Consider the following 17,373-nt stretch of genomic DNA (forward strand, 5'->3'; position numbering starts at 1 on the left):
CACACGGCCGGCTTACGGCCGGACCATCCACACGAGCAGCATCTCGGCCGGCGCGGTATCCGTCCCCGCCGGCGGATGCTCGATCGTCGGCTCGACCGCCAGCGCCTGCGCGATCGTCGCCGCATCGTCGATCGGCGTCGTACGCACGAACGTCATCAGCCGCGCCGGCCGGTGCAGCACCTCGCGATACAGCGCGCCGTACCACAGCGGCCGCATGCCGAGCGCATCCTGCAACACGTACGGATAACGCCACAGCCGCAGCACGAGGCGGCTTTCCGGCTGGCCCGGATCGACGTGGACGAACACGCGGCGCGTGCTTTCGCCGTGCGTGTAGCGCGGCAGCACGGGTAACGTATCGGCGGTCGCCTGCGGCAGCAGCCAGCGCAGCGCGGTGGCCGGCGACCACGGCGTCGCGCGCTGCCAGCCGGCCTGCGCGAGATGACGGTCGAGCGTGTCCGACGTCGCGCTCCATTGCAACGGCAGATATTCCTCGCGGTCGCCGCCGATCTCGGTGCGCCGCGTCGGCACGCGCTCCCATCCGCCGCGCAGCCACTGGTCGACAGTCATCGCGACCACGTCGCCGACATGCGGGCGCGACGCGCGGTCGAGCTGCCATTGCGCGGGCACCGTCCAGACGCCCGCCGTCGCCAGCACCACCACCACCGCGACGAGCGCGCCCCGCGGCTGCACATGCTCGTGCACATGCCAATACGCATAGGCGCCGGCAAGCAGCGCGAACCAGGCCAGCCCGAGGCTCCAGCCGCCAAGCAGGCCCGACAGCCAGGTGTCGCCGACGTACAGCCGCGCGAAACCGCCGAGCACGATCCACAGCACGACGGCCGTCACGACCGGAATGCGCCACAGCGCGGGCCGGTCGCGCGTCAACACCCAGCCGAGGCCGCTGCTCGCGAGGATCGCGAACGCGGCTTCGGCATCGGGCAGCGGCACGTGCAGCGCGCCGGGCGGCAGGCTCGCGGGCGTCGTGCCCGGCATGCCCGCGCCGAACACCGGCACGAGCACGAACGCGATGCCGACCGTCGCGAGCCACCACGCGGCCGTCAGCCAGCAGCGATGGATCAACAGCCAGACGAGAAACGCGGCCGCGACGATCAGCCCCGTATCGTGCCCGTGCAGCACGGCAACCGCGCGCATCGTGGCGTCCACGGGCGGCGTGCGCAGGTTCTGCAGGAACGCGTACAACGCGATGTCCGCGTGCATCAGCGGATCGTTCGCGACGACATCCTGCACGAGGCCCGCGAACAGCCACACGCAGCCGATGAACAGCAGCGCGAGCACGGGCACGGTGCCCGGCAGGCGACGCACGCGCGCGATCGCGCCGTTCAGCCGCGCGCCGAGCCGCGGCCAGCGGTGCGCACACGCATGCATGGCCGCGACGAGCGCGCGGCGCAGCAGCGGCCAGCCGCGCCGCAGCGCGACGCGCACGCCGATCCACACGAGCGCGACCAGCGCGGCGACGACCAGCAGGATCGCGGCGACCCGCACGCTGATCGCCGCGGCCAGTGCGGCCGACGCGCCGAACAGGATGCCCGGCGCCACATGCGCGGGCGCCCATACGAGTGCCGAGATCACGTTGACCGGATAGAACGACCGGCGCGGCAACGTCGCGCAGCCGACGACGACCGGCACGACCGCGCGCACCGGCGCAAGGAAGCGCGCGAGCACGATGCTCTTCATGCCGTGACGCAGCACGAACTCCTCGCCGCGCGTGTAGGCGGCTGCATAGCCGAAGCGCGCCCACGCATTGCGGATCACGCCGCGGTAGCGCCGTCCGAGCTCGTAGCTGATCCCGTCGCCGACCACGGCGCCGACGGCCGCGACACCGATCGTCGTCCAGCCGTCGAGCGCGCCCGCACCGATCAGCGCGCCGGCCGCGAACATCACGGCGCCGGCCGGCACGACCGTGCCGATCAGCGCGATCGCCTCGGCGCAGGCGGTCAAGAACACGACCGTCAGCACGAGCAGCGGATGCGCGCCGATCGCGCCGATCCACGCGTGGATCGTGTCGCTCATCGCACGCTCCACCGCAGTGCGGCGCGGCGGGCGAACACCGGGTCGGCAGTGGCGTGGGAAACGTTCATCGCGGGATGCGCGCGGTCGCGCCGGCGTAGGCGGTCAATCGAACTCGTGCTGCCGCGCATCGGCCTCGAGCGGCGCGTCGTGGTAGCCGACCGTCGCGATCTCCTGCAGATAGCGCGCGAGAAACGCGCCGATCGATCCGGCGGCCTCGAATTGATGCACGTGACGGAATTCATGGGTCATCAGGCGGCGCGTATCGTGCCCGCGCAGCACATACACCGCATGGCCGAGGGTCAGGCCGATCGTCCCCGGCGACAACAGCCCCGTGTCGCGGGCGATCGCGGCAAGCGTTGGCGTTTCGGGAAACGGCATGCGGTCGACGATCACCACGCGGATCCGTTCCGGCTGCGCGACACCGACCGTGCGCGCGTCGTCGACTTGCGCCGGCGTCAGCGGCGCACCCTGGGCGATCCCGCGTGCCGCCTCCGCTTCGGCCCATGCGACGGCGGCGGGCAGCGCGGACGGCAGGATATCGGCAAGGTCGATCATCGCGGGGCTCCTTAGTGGCGTAGTGGCATCGGGCACCAGTTTAGTCCCGAATCAGCAGGGTTCGCGGGGCGGCTCTCGACACACCGGCCGGCGCGCCCCGGTCGCGGTAGTCATCCGGGAATACCCGGCCACGCACGCGTTCCGCATCGTACCCTTTCCCGTGGATTATTTCGTTTTGGTGCACATTCCGCATCCGGCTATCTCGAAAATTTCCTGGATGTGTACCGTTTTCGGATTCGGCGGAATATATTGGTCGGAAGAACAGCCGCGGCGGCAACCGGACAGCCGTTCGCGGCGTCATCCCGAAGAGGATCGCTAGAAGATGATCAGGGTAATTCTGGCTGACGATCACGCAGTCATGCGGGACGGACTGCGTTACATCCTGGAGATGGCCGGCGGTTTCGAAATTGTCGGCGAGGCGAGCGACGGCTCGGCCACGCTCGCGCTGGCCGAGCGCGCCGCCGCCGATGTGCTGCTGCTCGACCTGTCGATGCCCGCGCCGACCGGCATCGAGCTGATCCGGCTGCTCAAGCGCCACGCGCCGTCGCTGCGCACGCTCGTGCTGACGATGCACGCGGAGGCGCAGTACGCGGCGCGTGCGTTCAAGGCCGGCGCAACCGGCTTCCTGACGAAGGACAGTGCCACCGCCGAGCTCGTCGAGGCCGTCGGCAAGGTTGCGGCGGGCGGCGTCTACGTGAGCCCGTCGGCGGCCGAAAGCCTCGCGCTCACGCTGCGCGCGCCGGCCGCGGCGCTGCCGCACGAACGGCTGTCCGCACGCGAGCTCGACGTGATGCACCGCATCATCGCGGGCCAGACCGTCACGCAGATCGCGTCCGAACTCGCGCTGAGCGCAAAGACGGTCAGCACGTACAAGACGCGGATCCTCGAGAAGATGGAATTGCCGCACGAAGCCGCGCTGGTCCGCTACGCGGTGCGCCACGATCTCGACCCCGGCGTCGACGACGCATGACGGCCGCCCTTCACCTCCCGCCCGCGCCCCCGGACGACGACGAGCCGGACGCGTCGCGCCTGTTCATGTCGTCGCTGCCGCCGCGCCGGCGCGAGCGGCGGCTCGCGCTCGCGACGGTCATCGTGTCGGCGATGTTCTTCGCCGCGCTCGCGCCGTTCGCGGGCGTGCCGCTCGCGCCGGGCTGGGCGTTCATCCCCGTGTATCAGTCGGCGATCGTCGTCAACGACATGGTGACGGCCGGCCTCCTGCTCGGCCAGTACGCGATCCTGCGCGAGAAATCGCTGCTCGTGCTCGCGGGCGGCTACCTGTTCACGGGCTTCATGGCCGGCACGCACATGCTGACCTTTCCCGGGCTGTTCGCGCCGACCGGCCTGCTCGGCGCCGGCGACCAGACCACCGCGTGGCTGTACCTGTTCTGGCACGGCGGGTTTCCGCTGGCGGTCGCCGCCTACGCGCTGCTGCGCGTGGCGTCACGCGCGCGTCCGGCCCCGATCCCGGTCTCGGCCCCGAAGCGCCGTGCAGCGATTCCGGTAACGCTCTGCATCGCCGCGGCGGGCGGCGCGACGGTCGCGCTCGCACTGCTCGCGACCGCCGGCCACGACCTGCTGCCGCGCATCATGAACGGCAACCGGATGGCCGCGACGATGACGAACGCGATCACGGTCGTCTGGGGGCTGAACCTGGTCGCGCTGATGCTGATGTGGCGGCAGCGGCGCCACCATTCCGTGCTCGACCTGTGGGTGATGACCGTGCTCGTCGCGTGGCTGTTCGACATTGCGCTGTCGTCGATGCTGAATCACGGGCGCTACGATCTCGGCTTCTACGCGGGCCGCGCATACGGCCTGGTCGCATCGGGTGTCGTGCTGTTCGCGATGCTGTTCGAGAACGGCCGGCTGCATGCGCAGACGGTGCGCGCGCTGGCCGGCGCGCGCTACCAGCATCTGCTCGTCGTGCAGAAGAGCGCGCAGCTGAACGATGCGAACGAGCGGCTCGAACAGCGCGTCGCCGCGCGCACCGCGCAACTGAGCGCGTCGAACCGCGACCTGCGACGCGAAGTCGAGGAACGCGTGCGCGCGGAGCGGGCACTGCAGGCTTCGCGCGAGGAACTGCGCGAGATCGCCGCGATCAGCGCGACCGCGCGCGAAGCCGAGCAACGCCGCATCGCGCGCGAACTGCACGACGAACTTGCGCAGACGCTCGCGACGCTGAAGAACGATCTCGAATGGCTGATCGACCACGTGCCGCAGGACGACGCGCCGCTTGCACGCAAGATCGCGACGATGCACACGCTGTCGCGCGGCGCGGTGGCCGCGACGCGCCGCATCGCGTCGGACCTGCGCCCGCTGATGCTCGACGATCTCGGTTTCGCCGCGGCGATGCAATGGCTCGTGGAAGATTTCCGGCACCGTCACGCGATCGTGTGCACGCTGCACGTCGACCCGCCCGAACTGCAGCTCGACGAGCCGTATGCGACGGCCGTGTTCCGCATCGCGCAGGAAGCGCTCGCGAACGTCGCGCGGCACGCGGCCGCGTCGCATGCGAACGTCGAACTCGTGTGTGGCGACGATGCGATCGCGCTGACGATACGCGACGACGGCGCGGGATTCGATCCCGGCGTGCCACGCAAGTCGAGCTCGTTCGGGCTGGTGGGTTTGCGTGAGCGCGCGTATCTCGTCGGCGGCACGCTGCAGATCACGACGACGCTCGGCGAGGGTACGACCGTCGAGGTGGAGATTCCGCTGCCGCACGCGCCCGTGGCGGTCGCGCATGGCGGGGATGGGGTTTCGCGGGGGTAGGTGCGGCGATTACGGTGGCGCAGTCAGGTGTCGAATGGCGACAATCTCGACCTGCTCATCGACATACATGTCCCGATTCCGAAGGCTCAATCGACTGCCTTCGTCGCGCGTGCCGCTTTCAGCATGCGTTCGAGTTCTGCCTGAACGTTGGTGGCATCGATGTATTCACCGGTCCGCCGCGCCTCGTCGCGCGATGCCATGCCACGCGCGACAAACTCGCGCTGCGCGCGTCGGCGCGCAATGGCATCGCGAAACATTTTCATCGTCATCTTCATTGCACGCTCCACACGCCACATTTTCAGCGCATGGTAGCGCATCGGCATGATGCGCAAAGAGTCGGCCTGCTGAGCGCAATGCACTTGCCGCACGGGCCCTGGCACGACGCTACAATTCGTCGCCGCCCTGCACATCCGTCGCGCCAACGCGCCGGCCACCCGCCCCCCCTTCACCACGATGAAAACCATCCTCACCTACGTACTCTGCTTCGTCGTCGTCGCGGCCGGCTGGCTGGCGGTATCGCTGCTGTGCTGGCCTGTCCTGCTTGCACTGCAGGCGCTGACGACCGCCCTGTTCATCCCGCATCCGGCGGGCAGCTACGTCGGGCTCGGATTCGTGTCGACCGCGCGGCTGATGGATTTCCCGACCAGCTTCGTCGGCGCCTTGTCGGTGCCGTTCATGAATGTGCCGCTCGGGTTCATCGCGATCATCTGGTGGTTCGGCGTGTTGCTGATCGTGCCGTCCGCCTTCAAGCGTTACCGCACCAAGCCGCGCGGCCGCACATCGCGGACCGTCCCGTGGCGCGCGGCCCGCTCGCTGCTGATCTTCACCGCCGTGCTCTTCGTCGTCGCGACGCCGTTCCTGCGGCGCTACGAAATCGTGACGCAGGATCACCTCTACGTTCGGCACCTGTTCGACTGGCACGAGCGCGCGTATCCGCTCGCGTCGCTGAAGGAGATCCACGTGGACATGCCCGAATACAACCGCGGCATCATCACGTGGGACTTCAGATTCGACGGCGACAACCGCTTTTCGACGACCGCGCCGGACATCGCCGCGCTCAAGTACCTGCTGTCGAACACGCACGCATCGACCAACTTCAAGGTCGTCGGGAACCAGGTGATGATGCGGTGACGCCGCGCGTTCACACCCGCGCCGCCACCATCCCCCGCTCCGAGCGCGTCCACGCGACCAGCGCGCCGATCCCGAGCAGCGCGAGACACACGATCGGCACGATCATCGGCCCGAACGCGGTGCCCGTCACCTTGCCCGCGAACGGCATCAGGTTCTGGCTGAAGAAACCGCCGAGGTTGCCGATCGAATTGATCGCCGCGACGCTCGCGGCAGCACGCGCGCCGGCGAAGTAGCGCGGCGGCATCGACCAGAAGCACGGATACAGCAGCGGGATGCACGCGCCGCCGAGCACGAGCGCGACGAAGCGCAGCGGCGTCGACGGCAGCACGAGACTCAGCAGGAAACCGAGCGCGCCGAGCGCCGCGACGATCGCGATCGTGCGCAGGATGCTCTTCGCGCGGCGCAGCTTCGCCGGCAGCCACACCAGCAGCAGCACCGCGAGCGCCCACGGCAGCATGCTCAGGAAGCCGTTCGTGGTGCTCGACACGCCGAACGATTTCACGAGCGTCGGCAGCCAGTACGTGACGCCGTACAGCGACGTCGACATCAGCATGTAGGTTGCCGCGAACAGCATCACGCGCGGATCGAGCAGCGCCTTCCACGGCTGCCCGTGCTCGGCCTGCGCGGGCTTCTCGCGTTCGAGCGCGGCCGCGACGATCTGCTTCTCGCGCTCGTCGAGGAACGGCGCTTCGCGGAACGACGCGGGCAGCACGCGGAACACGACGATCGCGACGATCACGGCCGGGATGCCCGTTGCGATGAACACCCACTGCCAGCCCGCCAGCCCCCACACGCCGTTCAGGCTCAGCAGCACGCCGCCGACCAGCGAGCCGAGCATGTTCGCGAGCGCGCTGCCGAGCGTGAAGATGCCGAGCACCTTCGCGCGGTAGCTCTGCGGAAACCACAGCGTCAGGTAGTAGATCACGCCCGGATAAAAACCGGCCTCGGCGATGCCGAGCAGGAAGCGCAGCGAGCAGAACGCGGGCATCGACGTCGTGAAGCCCATCAGCACCGTGATGAGACCCCACGTCAGCATGATCCGCGCGAGCCACACACGCGCGCCGTAGCGATGCAGCGCGAGCGTGCTCGGCACCTCGAACAGCAGGTAGCCGATGAAGAACAGCGACGACGCGAGCCCGAACGCGGCCTCCGTCATCCCGAGGCTGTGCACCATCTGCAGTTTCGCGAAGCCGACGTTCTGCCGGTCGATGAACGCGATCAGGAACATCACGACGAGGATGGGCAGCAGGCGCCGCGCCACCTTCGACATGATGCGCTGTTCTTCGGCGGACGCGGGGTCCAGGGTTTCGGTAGCGTTCACTGCAGGCTCCTTACGTGAATCGGTTGCGTATCGGTTGAATCGGCGCCGTGCACAACGAAGGCGCGGGCGCGGGATGTTTCGATGAATGGGGTCCGGCGCAAGCCGGCGGCGTTCAGCCCGACCGGTAGTCGTCGAGCATCGGCGCGAACATCTCGTGCCACGCACGCGGCTTCGCCTTGATCGTGCCGGCCAGGTACAGGAATTCGACGTAGTCCATCAGCTGGTTCGGCCGCACCGAGAAACGCGTGTCGGGCGCGGCGAGCATCCGCATCACGTCGTCGTGCGACACGCCGACGCCCGACGACGCCGCATAAAGCGCGGCCGCCGCGCGCGGGTCCTGCGCGATCAGGCGGTTCGCTTCGTCGAGCGCGCCGAGAAACGCGGCGGCCAGCGCGGGCTCCGTGTCGACGAGCCGCTTCGGCGCGAACACGACGTCGAGCGTCAGCGGGCCGAGCACGTCGACCGAGCTCACGACGCGGTGGATGCCCGGCTGCCGCAACTCGAGCGTCGAGAACGGCGGCGACGTGAAGTGCGCGGTGACGCCGTTCTCGCGGCGGATCAGCGCCTGCATCGCCTGCGGATGCGGCAGGTTCACGGTGATCGAATCGAGCTGCGCGAAATGCGCGGGGCCGAGCTGCCGGCTCGCGACCATCTGCAGCACGACCGCCGACAGCGACGTGCGGATGCCGGGCACCGCGATCCGGTCGGACGGCGTGAAGTCGCGCAGCGACACGAGACCCGGCCGGTTCGCGTTCAGCGACAGCGACGTGGTCGACAGCCCGCTGATGCCGATTACCTCGACATTCGGAATGCCGCGCGCCCGCGCCCACAGCTCGATGAAGCCCGGCGCGCCGGCGCCCGCGAAATCGAGCGTGCCGGCCATCATCGCGTCGTTGACGGAATTGCCGCCGTCGAGCAGCACCCAGTCGACCGCCGCGTCGCGCACGCCGTGCCGCGCCGCGTGCCGTTCGAACAGGCGCTGCTTCTCCATCACGAGCAGCGGCAGGTACAACACGCCATAACCTTTCGAGATCCGGACCGTGCGCGGCTTCGCGCGCACGAACGACGGCGCGGCGAGCACGCCGAGCCCGGCGGCGATCAACGCGCGGCGGCGCGGCGACGTCGTCATGCCCGGGCCCCCGCGCGGCGGGCGGCAAACAGCGACGCGAAGGCCGGCGTCGTGCCGCGCCGCGCGTGCGTCGTGCCCGTGACATGCTGCATGTTGCCGTCTCCTTGAGTATTTCTGGTATTAATGCCGTCCTTGCGTGCTGCTTCCGGCTCGACACAGGTTATCGACCGAGTCTGAGAAAATGCTGACATCCCGTCCCCGGGAAAACCCCTAATCCACCTACCTACAAAACGGCACCATGCGCATTCTCGTCGTGGAGGACGATGCCGAAATCGGCGCGGCGATCCGCAGCCGCCTGGCGCGGCTCGGCCACGCCGTCGATCTCGAAACCGACGGCGCGACCGCGAACGGGCTGCTGCGCGTCGAGCGCTTCGACCTCGTCGTGCTCGATGCGAACCTGCCCGGCATGGACGGCTTCGCGGTGCTGCGCAACCTGCGCGCGTCGGGCAGCACGACGCCCGTGCTGCTCGTCACCGCGCGCTCGGCGATCGACGACCGCGTGAGCGGCCTCGGCTTCGGCGCCGACGACTATCTCGTGAAGCCGTTCGACTACCGCGAGCTCGACGCGCGCGTGCAGGCGCTCCTGCGCCGCAACAGCGGCCACGCGAACGACGTGCTGACGCTCGGCGGCCTCGTGATCGACCGCAGCAGCCGCCTCGCGGAACTCGACGGCCAGCCGCTGTCGCTGTCGCGCCAGGAATTCGCGCTGCTCGAAATCCTCGCGAGCCGCCCGCAGCGCATCTTCTCGAAGGAGGAACTGCTGAACCAGCTGTTCAGCTTCGGCAACGAGCCGACCGCGAACGCGGTCGAGCAGTACGTGACGCGCGTGCGCAAGAAGCTTCAGGGCAGCTCGGTCGAGATCCGCACCGCGCGCGGGATGGGGTATCAGATTGCCGCGCAATAACTGGTTCCCGAAGACGCTGTTCGGACGCACGCTGCTCTTCATCGCGCTCGTCGTCGCGACCGGCGCGCTCGCGCTCGCGGCGATCGCACGCTACTACGCAGGGGTCGCTGCCGAACGCGCATACGACCAGTTGCTCGCCGGCGCGTCGATCCAGGTCGCGGAGAACCTCTACGTGCAGGGCGGCGTGCTCGCGCTGAATCCGCCGGTGGCCGCGCTGTCGACGCTGTCGCGCTACGACCTCGTCTACTACAAGGTCGTCGATTCGCGCGGCATCGTCGTGGCCGGCTACAACGATCTGTCGAGTTCTGCGACGCTCGCCGCCGCAAAACAGGGCCCCGCGTTCGCGAACGCCGTCTACCAGGGGCACCGGATCCGCACCGCGACCATCGCGCGCTACATGCCCGAGGAAAGCACGCCGGGCTGGGCGCTCGTGACCGTTGCGCAAACCACCAACGCGCGCCAGCAGCTCACCAACGACATGAGCATCAAGGTGTGGACGCTGATCCTGCTGATGAGCGTGCTCGCGATCGTGGCGAGCGGCCTCGCGATCCGGCACGGCCTGCGTCCGCTCGCGCAGATCGGCACGATCATCGCCGCGCGCGACCCGGCCGACCTGCGGCCCGTGGCCGTCGACACGCCGAGCGAGATCGACGCGATCATCGGTTCGATCAACGGGCTGATGCACCGCCTTGCCGAGCGGATCAACGCGATGCAGCGCTTCATCGCCGATGCCGCGCACCAGATGCGCACGCCACTCGCGCGGCTCGACGCGCAGATCGAGCTGCTCGACGGCGAGTCGGACCCCGCGCGCCACGCAGCGCGCCTCGACGCGCTGCGTGCGACCTGCGCGGATGTCGGCCGGCTCACCGGCCAGCTGCTCAATCATGCGATGGTGATCCATCGCACCGAGGCCGTGCCGCTGCAGCCCGTCGAACTCGTCGCGCTCGCGAAGGACGTGCTGGGTCGCACGATTCCGCTCGCGGGCGAGCGCGACGTGGCAGTCGCGTTCGCGAGCGACGCGCCGCTCGCATGGATCGACGGCGACGCGATCAGCCTGCAGGAAGCGCTGTCGAACGTGCTGCACAACGCGCTGCTGCACGGTCATGCGGACGACATCGTCGTCGCGGTCGCGACCACGGGCAACGCCGACGGCGCGGTCACGCTGACCGTCACCGACAACGGCCGCGGGATTGCGCGCGAACACTGGGACGCGGCACTGCAACCGTTCGTGCGGATCGCGCCGGACGGCAGCGAGCGGCGCACGGGGTCGGGCCTCGGGCTCGCGATCGTGCAGGAAGTGATGAAGGCGCACGGCGGGCGCGTCGGATTCGCGTTTCCCGAAACGGGTGGGTTTGCGGTGGTGCTGACGTTTCCGCGCGCGGCGGGGCACGCGGACGGTACCGGCAAACCCCGCGAACAGCCAGCCGCCTGAGCAGGTTTCCACCGCGCGGCATCGGTTCGCCGAACACTGGCACCTCAACCTGTCCGGACGATCCAGGCAGCTCATGACTGTGCCCGACGTTTCAGGGGACTATTTCGGATCGGGGCGCCATGACCGCTTTGTCAATCACTCGCGCGCAATGTCATAGGCAATCCGAAAACCCGTGTGTCCGGTAGACGTATCCCGCGGTCGCCCCGTCCGGGCGGCGATGCGGTAGCGATAGCAGTAGTCGCGATGACACAGATACGAACCGCCTTTCAGCGTATGCTCCCGCTCCTCGAGCGCCTGACGGTTCCGGGCCTTTCCCGCGCTCGACAGCGACTGCGTCGCGAACGGATCGGCGCACCATTCCCAGACATTGCCGCTGCAGTTGTACAACCCTGCGGGATTCGGCGAAAACGCATCGACCCGAACCGTGCCGGCGTAACCGTCCGGCGACGTGTTGAGATGGGGAAACACGCCGTGCCAGATATTGCAGCACTGCATCTCGTCGGACGGTTCTTCATCCCCCCACGGATACCGGCGCGCTTGCGCGCCCCCTCTTGCCGCATGCTCCCACTCGGCCTCGGTCGGCAGCCGACCGCCGCACCACGCCGCAAACGCGCGGGCGTCGTTCCACGACACGTGGACCACCGGATGCTGCTCGCGTCCCGTCATCGACGAACCGGGCCCCTCCGGCGCCGCCCAACTGGCGCCATCGATCGCCAGCCACCACGGTGCGTCCGCGACCCCCACGAGATGGTCCGCGGACACGGAGGACGATCGAAACACGTAGCTCCAGCCGATGCGCTCGGCTTCCGTCAGATAGCCGGTCGCGGCGACGAACTCCGCGAACCGCGCATTCGAAACGGCATAACGATCCATCCCGAAGGCGCGCAACGTGACGCGCCGCCGCGGCCCCTCGCCGTCAGCCTTGATGACGGGGGTATCCGTGCCGACCCAACTCCTGCCTGCTTCGAACCAGACGATGTCCCGGCTCGACGGCACACCGGCGCCTGTACTGTGGGCGCCGGACGCGGATGCATGCGCCGAGACTGCCGACAGTTGCTGGCGCTGTCCCGCTCCGGGACAGCACGATCGATGCTTCTCGCTGCTCAATTTTTCTCCCCGCTGGACAACCCGTTCCTCGTGTTTGCCGGCCACTGCATGCCGGATCGCGGCATGCGTGGCACGTCAACCGCCCGACGTCGGCCCGGCCGGGGCCGCGCGCTTGCGCTCGACCTCGGCGCGCATCGCCTGCGCCTGGACGGCCAGGTGCGAGCGCAACCGTTCGGCTCGATCCGCGTGGCTGCGGGCCAGAAGCTGCGCGCCCCCGATCGCGCCTTGGGGCGGCAAACCCAGCCGCGCGTATTGCTCCTGTGGCGCGTCGTTGGCCCGCATCAGATCGCGCATGAGTTCGGCCATCCGCAATTCGACCGACTCGTCGTACAGCGGCCGCTCCTGTCGCGGATCGTCATCCAGATCGAACAGCAGCGTCCCCGAACGGTACGCGTATCCGATGGGCCGGCTCGCGATCTTCATCGTCCTCACTCCCTTCGAAAACGAAAAGGGTTCCGACAATGCGATATCGCGCAGTTCGTCGACACCGAACATCTCCCGCATGTGCGTCGGCATCAACGTATATTCATACAGCGGTTCGTTACGGTCCGGGTCGGGGCCCGAGCGCATGTACACGTAACGCCCGTCCGTCACGTTGACCTGCTCGCCATGCATGCCGAACAGCGCGGCCTCTCGAACGGGAACGTCGTCGTCGATCGTTTTCCCGAGTGATCCGCCCTGCATGTCCGGCGTGGGTTGCAGACCGAAAAAATCGAGCAGCGTCGGCGCCATGTCGATCATCTGAACGAGGGACTGGCGCCGTACGCCCGTCCGACGAGACCGCGGATCCCAAATGAAGAGCGGCGTGTTGGCGAGTTCGTTGAACCACGGCTGGACCGTCTTCGCCCACCACCCGTGTTCGCCGAGCATGTATCCGTGGTCGGTACAGACAATGAGCATCGTGTCGCGCCATAGATCCAGCTCGTCCATCAGGTCGAGGATCCGCCCGAGCGAGTGGTCGCACATCGACACGAGCGACGCGTACCCGGCTTGCGCCGTACGAATGTCGCCGTCCGTCTCGTCGGCGGAAACAGGACCGTAAGGCGGCCAGTCGAAGTGCGCGTCGCCTCGATCGCCCGGATAGAGGTCGCGATACTTCGGATAGCTGGCAAACGGCTCGTGCGGATCGAACGTCTCGATCTGCAGGAACCACGAATCCTTGTCGTGATTCTTCCTCAGGAACGCTTCCCCCGCATCGAATGTCAGCGTTTGCGGATGAAGATCCTCGGTCGGGTAATACTGGCGATTCACGAAATCCTGCCGCGCGGATTTCTCCTTCAGCGCGCCTTTGAGCCGCGCCGGCATCGGGGGCGGCCCCAGCTCCGCTTTCCACGGATCGCCCTCCTGACCCCGGAAGAATTCCCAACTGCTGTATCGCGTGTGATAGGTCGCGCCGCCATCTTCCCAGTAGTGCGGATGATCGCTCGCCAGATGGGCGTGAATGCCCTTCTTGCGGAGCATGTCGGGCATCGAATCGTCGAACGGCTCCAGCGGCCCCCAGCTTCGATGCAGAAAGTTGTAGCGTCCGGTGTGCAGTTCCCTGCGCGCCGGTATGCACGCCATGCTGCCGATATAGCAGTTGTCGAAGGTCGCGCTGCGTTCGGCGAGCCGTTGGAAATTCGGTGCGTTGACCCATGTGTTGCCGTACGGCGGCAGCATGTGCCGGTTCAGGCTGTCGTACATGACGAGTATGGCTTTCATGATCGGTTCAATTCTCTTTGCGTTCGATTCGTTGCGGGTGGCTCGTTCCGTCGGGCTTGCGCGTCGTCTCGTTCACGCGCGTCGTGCCGCCTGGACGGCCGCGCCCACTTGCGTGATGCGCGGCATTCGATGAATGAATGGTTTCCGTCTTACCGGGCCTGCGGATTGATGCGGAGCCGATTGCGTACCTCGCTGACACCCGGCACGCGTTGCGCGACCGACGCGGCGAGTGCGGCCTGCTCGGCATCCGCGACTTCCCCGGACAACGTGACGACACCGGACCGCGCGAAGATGAGCAGACGGCTCGAATCCAGACGCTTCGTTCGAGCCAGCGCACCCGCCACCTGTTTGCGCAACCGTCGGTCTGCTGCCTTCGTCACCTTGCGCAACTCGCTGCCCGACGTCGACGCCGACGCGGGCGTCGATGCCGCCCCGCCCTGCGACTCCTGAGCCGCCGCGCTCAGCGCAATCATCACCATCATCGATGCCACGATGTACCGGCATCCCGTTCTGCGAACCTGCATGTCGTTTCTCCCGTGATTCCCCGGCGTCGCCGTCGCCCCTTGCGCCGCGACGCCGCTGGCAATGCCTCTAGAACTGCGTCATGACGCCGATCGAGACGCCGCTCACCGTGCGTCCGTCGGGACGCAGATTCAGTGCCGAAACGTTCGTCGGATCCTTCTTGTATGCACCCGAAAACCCGTTCCGGTCGAACTCCACATAGAGCTCCGACCGTTTCGACAGGAAGTACTCGAGCATCGCGTACGAGGTCAGCTTGCGGCCATCCGCGCCGGCAACGTTTTTCAGGTTGCTGGCCATGTCGTAATAGGTGGCGCCGGTGAACTGCAAGGCCGGGGTGATCTGGTAGACGATGCCCACCCCGGGAATGTTGTCCCGCCGCTCGCTGCCGGTCGCGCTCGCCGCGGAGACCGCCAGTGCGCTGTAGCTCAGATAAAGCCGCGTCGGCCCGAGTTGCCACGTCGCGCCGCCCATTGCGGTTTGCGCCCACTGGTTGGTGCTGGCGCTGTAGGTCTTCTGATACGCAGCCGCAAGCAGCAGCGTGCGGAACTGGTAGCTGGTACCGACCGCCAGATTCGTTCCCGCGTGCCAGTCGCCGGCCACGCCTCCCGGCGAATAGCTGGCTCTCAGCGTGAATCCCCCGAGGCGGCCGACGTATTTGACCGTGTTGTTGAATCGCGCATCGAGCGTAAAGAAATTGCCGCCCCAGACGATACCCGGCGAAATCGCGAGCGACGGGCCGTTGGCCTGGTTCGGATCGAGCTGAACGCCGATATCTTCAGCCGCGTTCAGTTGACGTCCCAGCGTCAAACGCCCGAACCCTCCCTCCAGTCCGACATATGACCTCTGCGAGAAAAGCGTACTCGACGTTTTCAACGCGCCCGTGCCCAGATTGAATCCGCTCTGCAGCAGAAAGACGGCCCTCATGCCACCGCCCAGGTCTTCCTTGCCCGTGAAGCCGACGGTATTGCCCGCCATCGGATTGTTGTCGAATCCGACTTGCTGCCCGCCCTTTCCGCCATCCGTCCATCGAACGCCGCCGCCGACCGTGCCGAACAGCGTCACGCTCGACTGCGCGTGCGCCGCGCCGGTAACCGCGAGCGCGATCACGCCAAAAGTCAGTCTCCTCACCACGCCACTCCTTTAATAATCAATAATCCTTATTAAATTTCCGGCTTGACCGGAAGGCATCGAACCAGGCTTCTCCGAGCCCTATGCGAGCCGGACGCGAATCGATTCCTGACGTACCGCGTTCGCGTCCGGTTGTTTCCTATCGATCTTCTTGCATCTGCCACTCCCCTGGTCGCGGCAAGTCGACGGGAGGGAAACGGACACCTTTCGCGGCGGGCAGGACGTCAGCCGTTTCGACTTGCCAACGCAGCAGGCGCTCCAGCAACCTGGCCTCGACGTCGGAAAATTCAGGGGCCCCCGCCAGGTTGGTCGTCTCGCCGGGATCCGTCGCTCGACGATACAGTTCAGGCGCCTCGTAGAGTCGCCACACATAGGTCCATTCCGGCGTCCGTATGACCGCGGCCTTGCCCACGGTTTCGGGCTGCCCGCTTTGCAGTTTCGCCTTGATGTCGTACGGAAAGCCCGCCTGTTCGAAATGATCGACTTCCCGGGTCAGGAAACCGCCCTCGCTGAATACCTGCTCCCGATGCGTCTCCCCGGCCACCAGGAGGCAGGGCGCGAAGCTCTTCCCGTAGTGCGCATGCGTCGCCTCGAGGCCGGCCAGCTCGAGCAGCGTGGGAAACACGTCGATCATCTCGACCATCGCGCTCGAGGTCGTGCCGGCCACGCCCGGCCTGGACGCGCCGGATACGATGAGCGGATTGCGCAACAGGCATTCGTGCACGCCCGACGGCCACTTCTCGGCGAGCCCGAAGTCCCCGATGTATTCGCCATGGTCCGAGAAGAACGTGGTGATCAGGCGCCCTGGCTCGGTGGCGCGGCCAGCCGCTTCCATCACGCGGCCGACATGGTGATCCAGTCTCGACACCATGCCGTAGTACACGGCGCGCAGCTCCCGCCATTGCGCGTCGGTAAGGCGATCCCATCCATGCGCCTTGGCCAGCGCATCGACGTAACCCGGCATTCGGCCGCGACCGACCGCGCGGTCCGGCACCGCGGCGCGGTCGTACATCGAGAACCACGGCTCCTCGGCCTCGAACGGCGGATGCGGCGCGAACAGCGGGACATACAGCACCCAGGGTTCGCGAGGCGGAGAGGCGAGCCAATGCTCCGCCGTGCGAATCACCACTTCGTCGTATTCGATGGCGGCTTGCTCCTGCGAACGCTGCCCTCGATAAAACGCACGCACCATCGGGTCCGCAGGGTCCCCTTGGGCCTTGCTCCGCAGGAATTCCGCCGCGCTTCGCCGCGTTTCTTCCGGCAGGAAGCCATGTTCATGCGCCGAGCGTTCGGTCGCGCCGGCCGCGAACGAGTCGCCGCGCCCGCCGGCGATCGCGACGTGATAGCCGCTCTCCTTGAATACGCGCAGGAAATTCGGCTCGTCCGGCCCGAGCAGATGACCGAGCGTTCGATGTCCGGCAACGTGCGGATATTGTCCCGACAGGAACGAGACGCGCGACGGCGAACAGACGCTGTGCTGTCCGAACGCCTGCGTGAATGCAACACCGTCGGCGGCGAGCCGGTCCAGGTTCGGGGTGAGGACGGGTGTCGCGGGATGGATCGCGTGAACACAGTCCGCACGCAACTGGTCCGCAACGATGATGACGAAATTGGGCTTCGTAGTCATGAAATGTCCGGTAGCAAAA

Annotated in this window: 15 protein-coding genes; 5 read left to right on the forward strand and 10 right to left on the reverse strand. The window is 67.5% G+C overall.

The features are described from left to right. Positions 1-12: 12 nt before the first annotated feature. Both H3H55_RS29260 and H3H55_RS29265 read right to left on the reverse strand, forming a co-directional pair. Entirely contained in the window at positions 13-2,031 is a 2,019-nt protein-coding gene (locus H3H55_RS29260; RefSeq protein ID WP_193101240.1) for an LssY C-terminal domain-containing protein, read from the reverse strand. 102 nt (positions 2,032-2,133) lie between these two features. Then, positions 2,134-2,586, reverse strand: a complete 453-nt coding sequence (locus tag H3H55_RS29265) for a hypothetical protein (protein WP_193101241.1) — start codon at positions 2,584-2,586, stop codon at positions 2,134-2,136. A gap of 322 nt (positions 2,587-2,908) precedes the next feature. Here H3H55_RS29265 and H3H55_RS29270 point away from each other — a divergent pair, with 322 nt between their 5' ends. Further along, positions 2,909-3,556: a response regulator transcription factor gene (locus tag H3H55_RS29270; RefSeq protein ID WP_193101242.1), complete on the forward strand. Its 648-nt coding sequence runs from the start codon at positions 2,909-2,911 to the stop codon at positions 3,554-3,556. Further along, the gene (locus tag H3H55_RS29275; RefSeq protein ID WP_193101243.1) at positions 3,553-5,352 is read left to right on the forward strand and encodes a sensor histidine kinase; all 1,800 of its coding nucleotides are present in this window, start codon (positions 3,553-3,555) and stop codon (positions 5,350-5,352) included. The genes H3H55_RS29270 and H3H55_RS29275 overlap by 4 nt, the downstream gene beginning before the upstream one ends. Before the next feature lie 86 nt (positions 5,353-5,438). Here H3H55_RS29275 and H3H55_RS29280 read toward each other — a convergent pair whose 3' ends face one another. After that, a complete protein-coding gene (locus tag H3H55_RS29280) occupies positions 5,439-5,627 on the reverse strand; it encodes a hypothetical protein (RefSeq protein WP_413463980.1) in 189 nt (62 codons plus the stop codon). 178 nt (positions 5,628-5,805) lie between these two features. Here H3H55_RS29280 and H3H55_RS29285 point away from each other — a divergent pair, with 178 nt between their 5' ends. Next, positions 5,806-6,483: a hypothetical protein gene (locus H3H55_RS29285; RefSeq protein ID WP_193101244.1), complete on the forward strand. Its 678-nt coding sequence runs from the start codon at positions 5,806-5,808 to the stop codon at positions 6,481-6,483. Between the two features lie 10 nt (positions 6,484-6,493). On the opposite strand, the gene H3H55_RS29290 is transcribed toward H3H55_RS29285, so the two are convergent. Both H3H55_RS29290 and H3H55_RS29295 read right to left on the reverse strand, forming a co-directional pair. Then, a complete protein-coding gene (locus H3H55_RS29290) occupies positions 6,494-7,804 on the reverse strand; it encodes an MFS transporter (RefSeq protein ID WP_193101245.1) in 1,311 nt (436 codons plus the stop codon). A gap of 112 nt (positions 7,805-7,916) precedes the next feature. Next, positions 7,917-8,933 carry an ABC transporter substrate-binding protein gene (locus H3H55_RS29295; protein WP_193101246.1) on the reverse strand — a complete coding sequence of 339 codons (1,017 nt, stop codon included), beginning with the start codon at positions 8,931-8,933 and terminating at the stop codon, positions 7,917-7,919. Positions 8,934-9,171: 238 nt separating this feature from the next. Between H3H55_RS29295 and H3H55_RS29300 the strand changes: the two genes are divergently transcribed. Both H3H55_RS29300 and H3H55_RS29305 read left to right on the forward strand, forming a co-directional pair. After that, positions 9,172-9,837: a response regulator transcription factor gene (locus H3H55_RS29300; protein WP_193101247.1), complete on the forward strand. Its 666-nt coding sequence runs from the start codon at positions 9,172-9,174 to the stop codon at positions 9,835-9,837. Beyond that, positions 9,824-11,269 carry a sensor histidine kinase gene (locus H3H55_RS29305; protein ID WP_193101248.1) on the forward strand — a complete coding sequence of 482 codons (1,446 nt, stop codon included), beginning with the start codon at positions 9,824-9,826 and terminating at the stop codon, positions 11,267-11,269. Before H3H55_RS29300 ends, H3H55_RS29305 begins: the two co-directional genes overlap by 14 nt. Before the next feature lie 135 nt (positions 11,270-11,404). Here H3H55_RS29305 and H3H55_RS29310 read toward each other — a convergent pair whose 3' ends face one another. From H3H55_RS29310 to H3H55_RS29330, 5 genes are all read right to left on the reverse strand, one after another. Continuing rightward, positions 11,405-12,376, reverse strand: a complete 972-nt coding sequence (locus H3H55_RS29310; protein WP_226800396.1) for a formylglycine-generating enzyme family protein — start codon at positions 12,374-12,376, stop codon at positions 11,405-11,407. A 75-nt stretch (positions 12,377-12,451) separates the two neighbouring features. After that, entirely contained in the window at positions 12,452-14,077 is a 1,626-nt protein-coding gene (locus H3H55_RS29315) for a sulfatase (RefSeq protein ID WP_193101249.1), read from the reverse strand. A 149-nt stretch (positions 14,078-14,226) separates the two neighbouring features. After that, the gene (locus H3H55_RS29320) at positions 14,227-14,601 is read right to left on the reverse strand and encodes a BON domain-containing protein (protein ID WP_193101250.1); all 375 of its coding nucleotides are present in this window, start codon (positions 14,599-14,601) and stop codon (positions 14,227-14,229) included. Positions 14,602-14,668: 67 nt separating this feature from the next. Further along, complete coding sequence (locus H3H55_RS29325) at positions 14,669-15,727, reverse strand: porin (RefSeq protein WP_193101251.1); 1,059 nt, start codon at positions 15,725-15,727, stop codon at positions 14,669-14,671. Positions 15,728-15,866: 139 nt separating this feature from the next. After that, positions 15,867-17,354 carry a sulfatase-like hydrolase/transferase gene (locus H3H55_RS29330; protein ID WP_193101252.1) on the reverse strand — a complete coding sequence of 496 codons (1,488 nt, stop codon included), beginning with the start codon at positions 17,352-17,354 and terminating at the stop codon, positions 15,867-15,869. Between the last annotated feature and the right edge of the window lie 19 nt (positions 17,355-17,373).

Origin of the sequence: Burkholderia sp. Z1, from assembly GCF_014893795.1 — a bacterium.
In the GTDB taxonomy this organism is placed as follows: domain Bacteria; phylum Pseudomonadota; class Gammaproteobacteria; order Burkholderiales; family Burkholderiaceae; genus Burkholderia; species Burkholderia theae.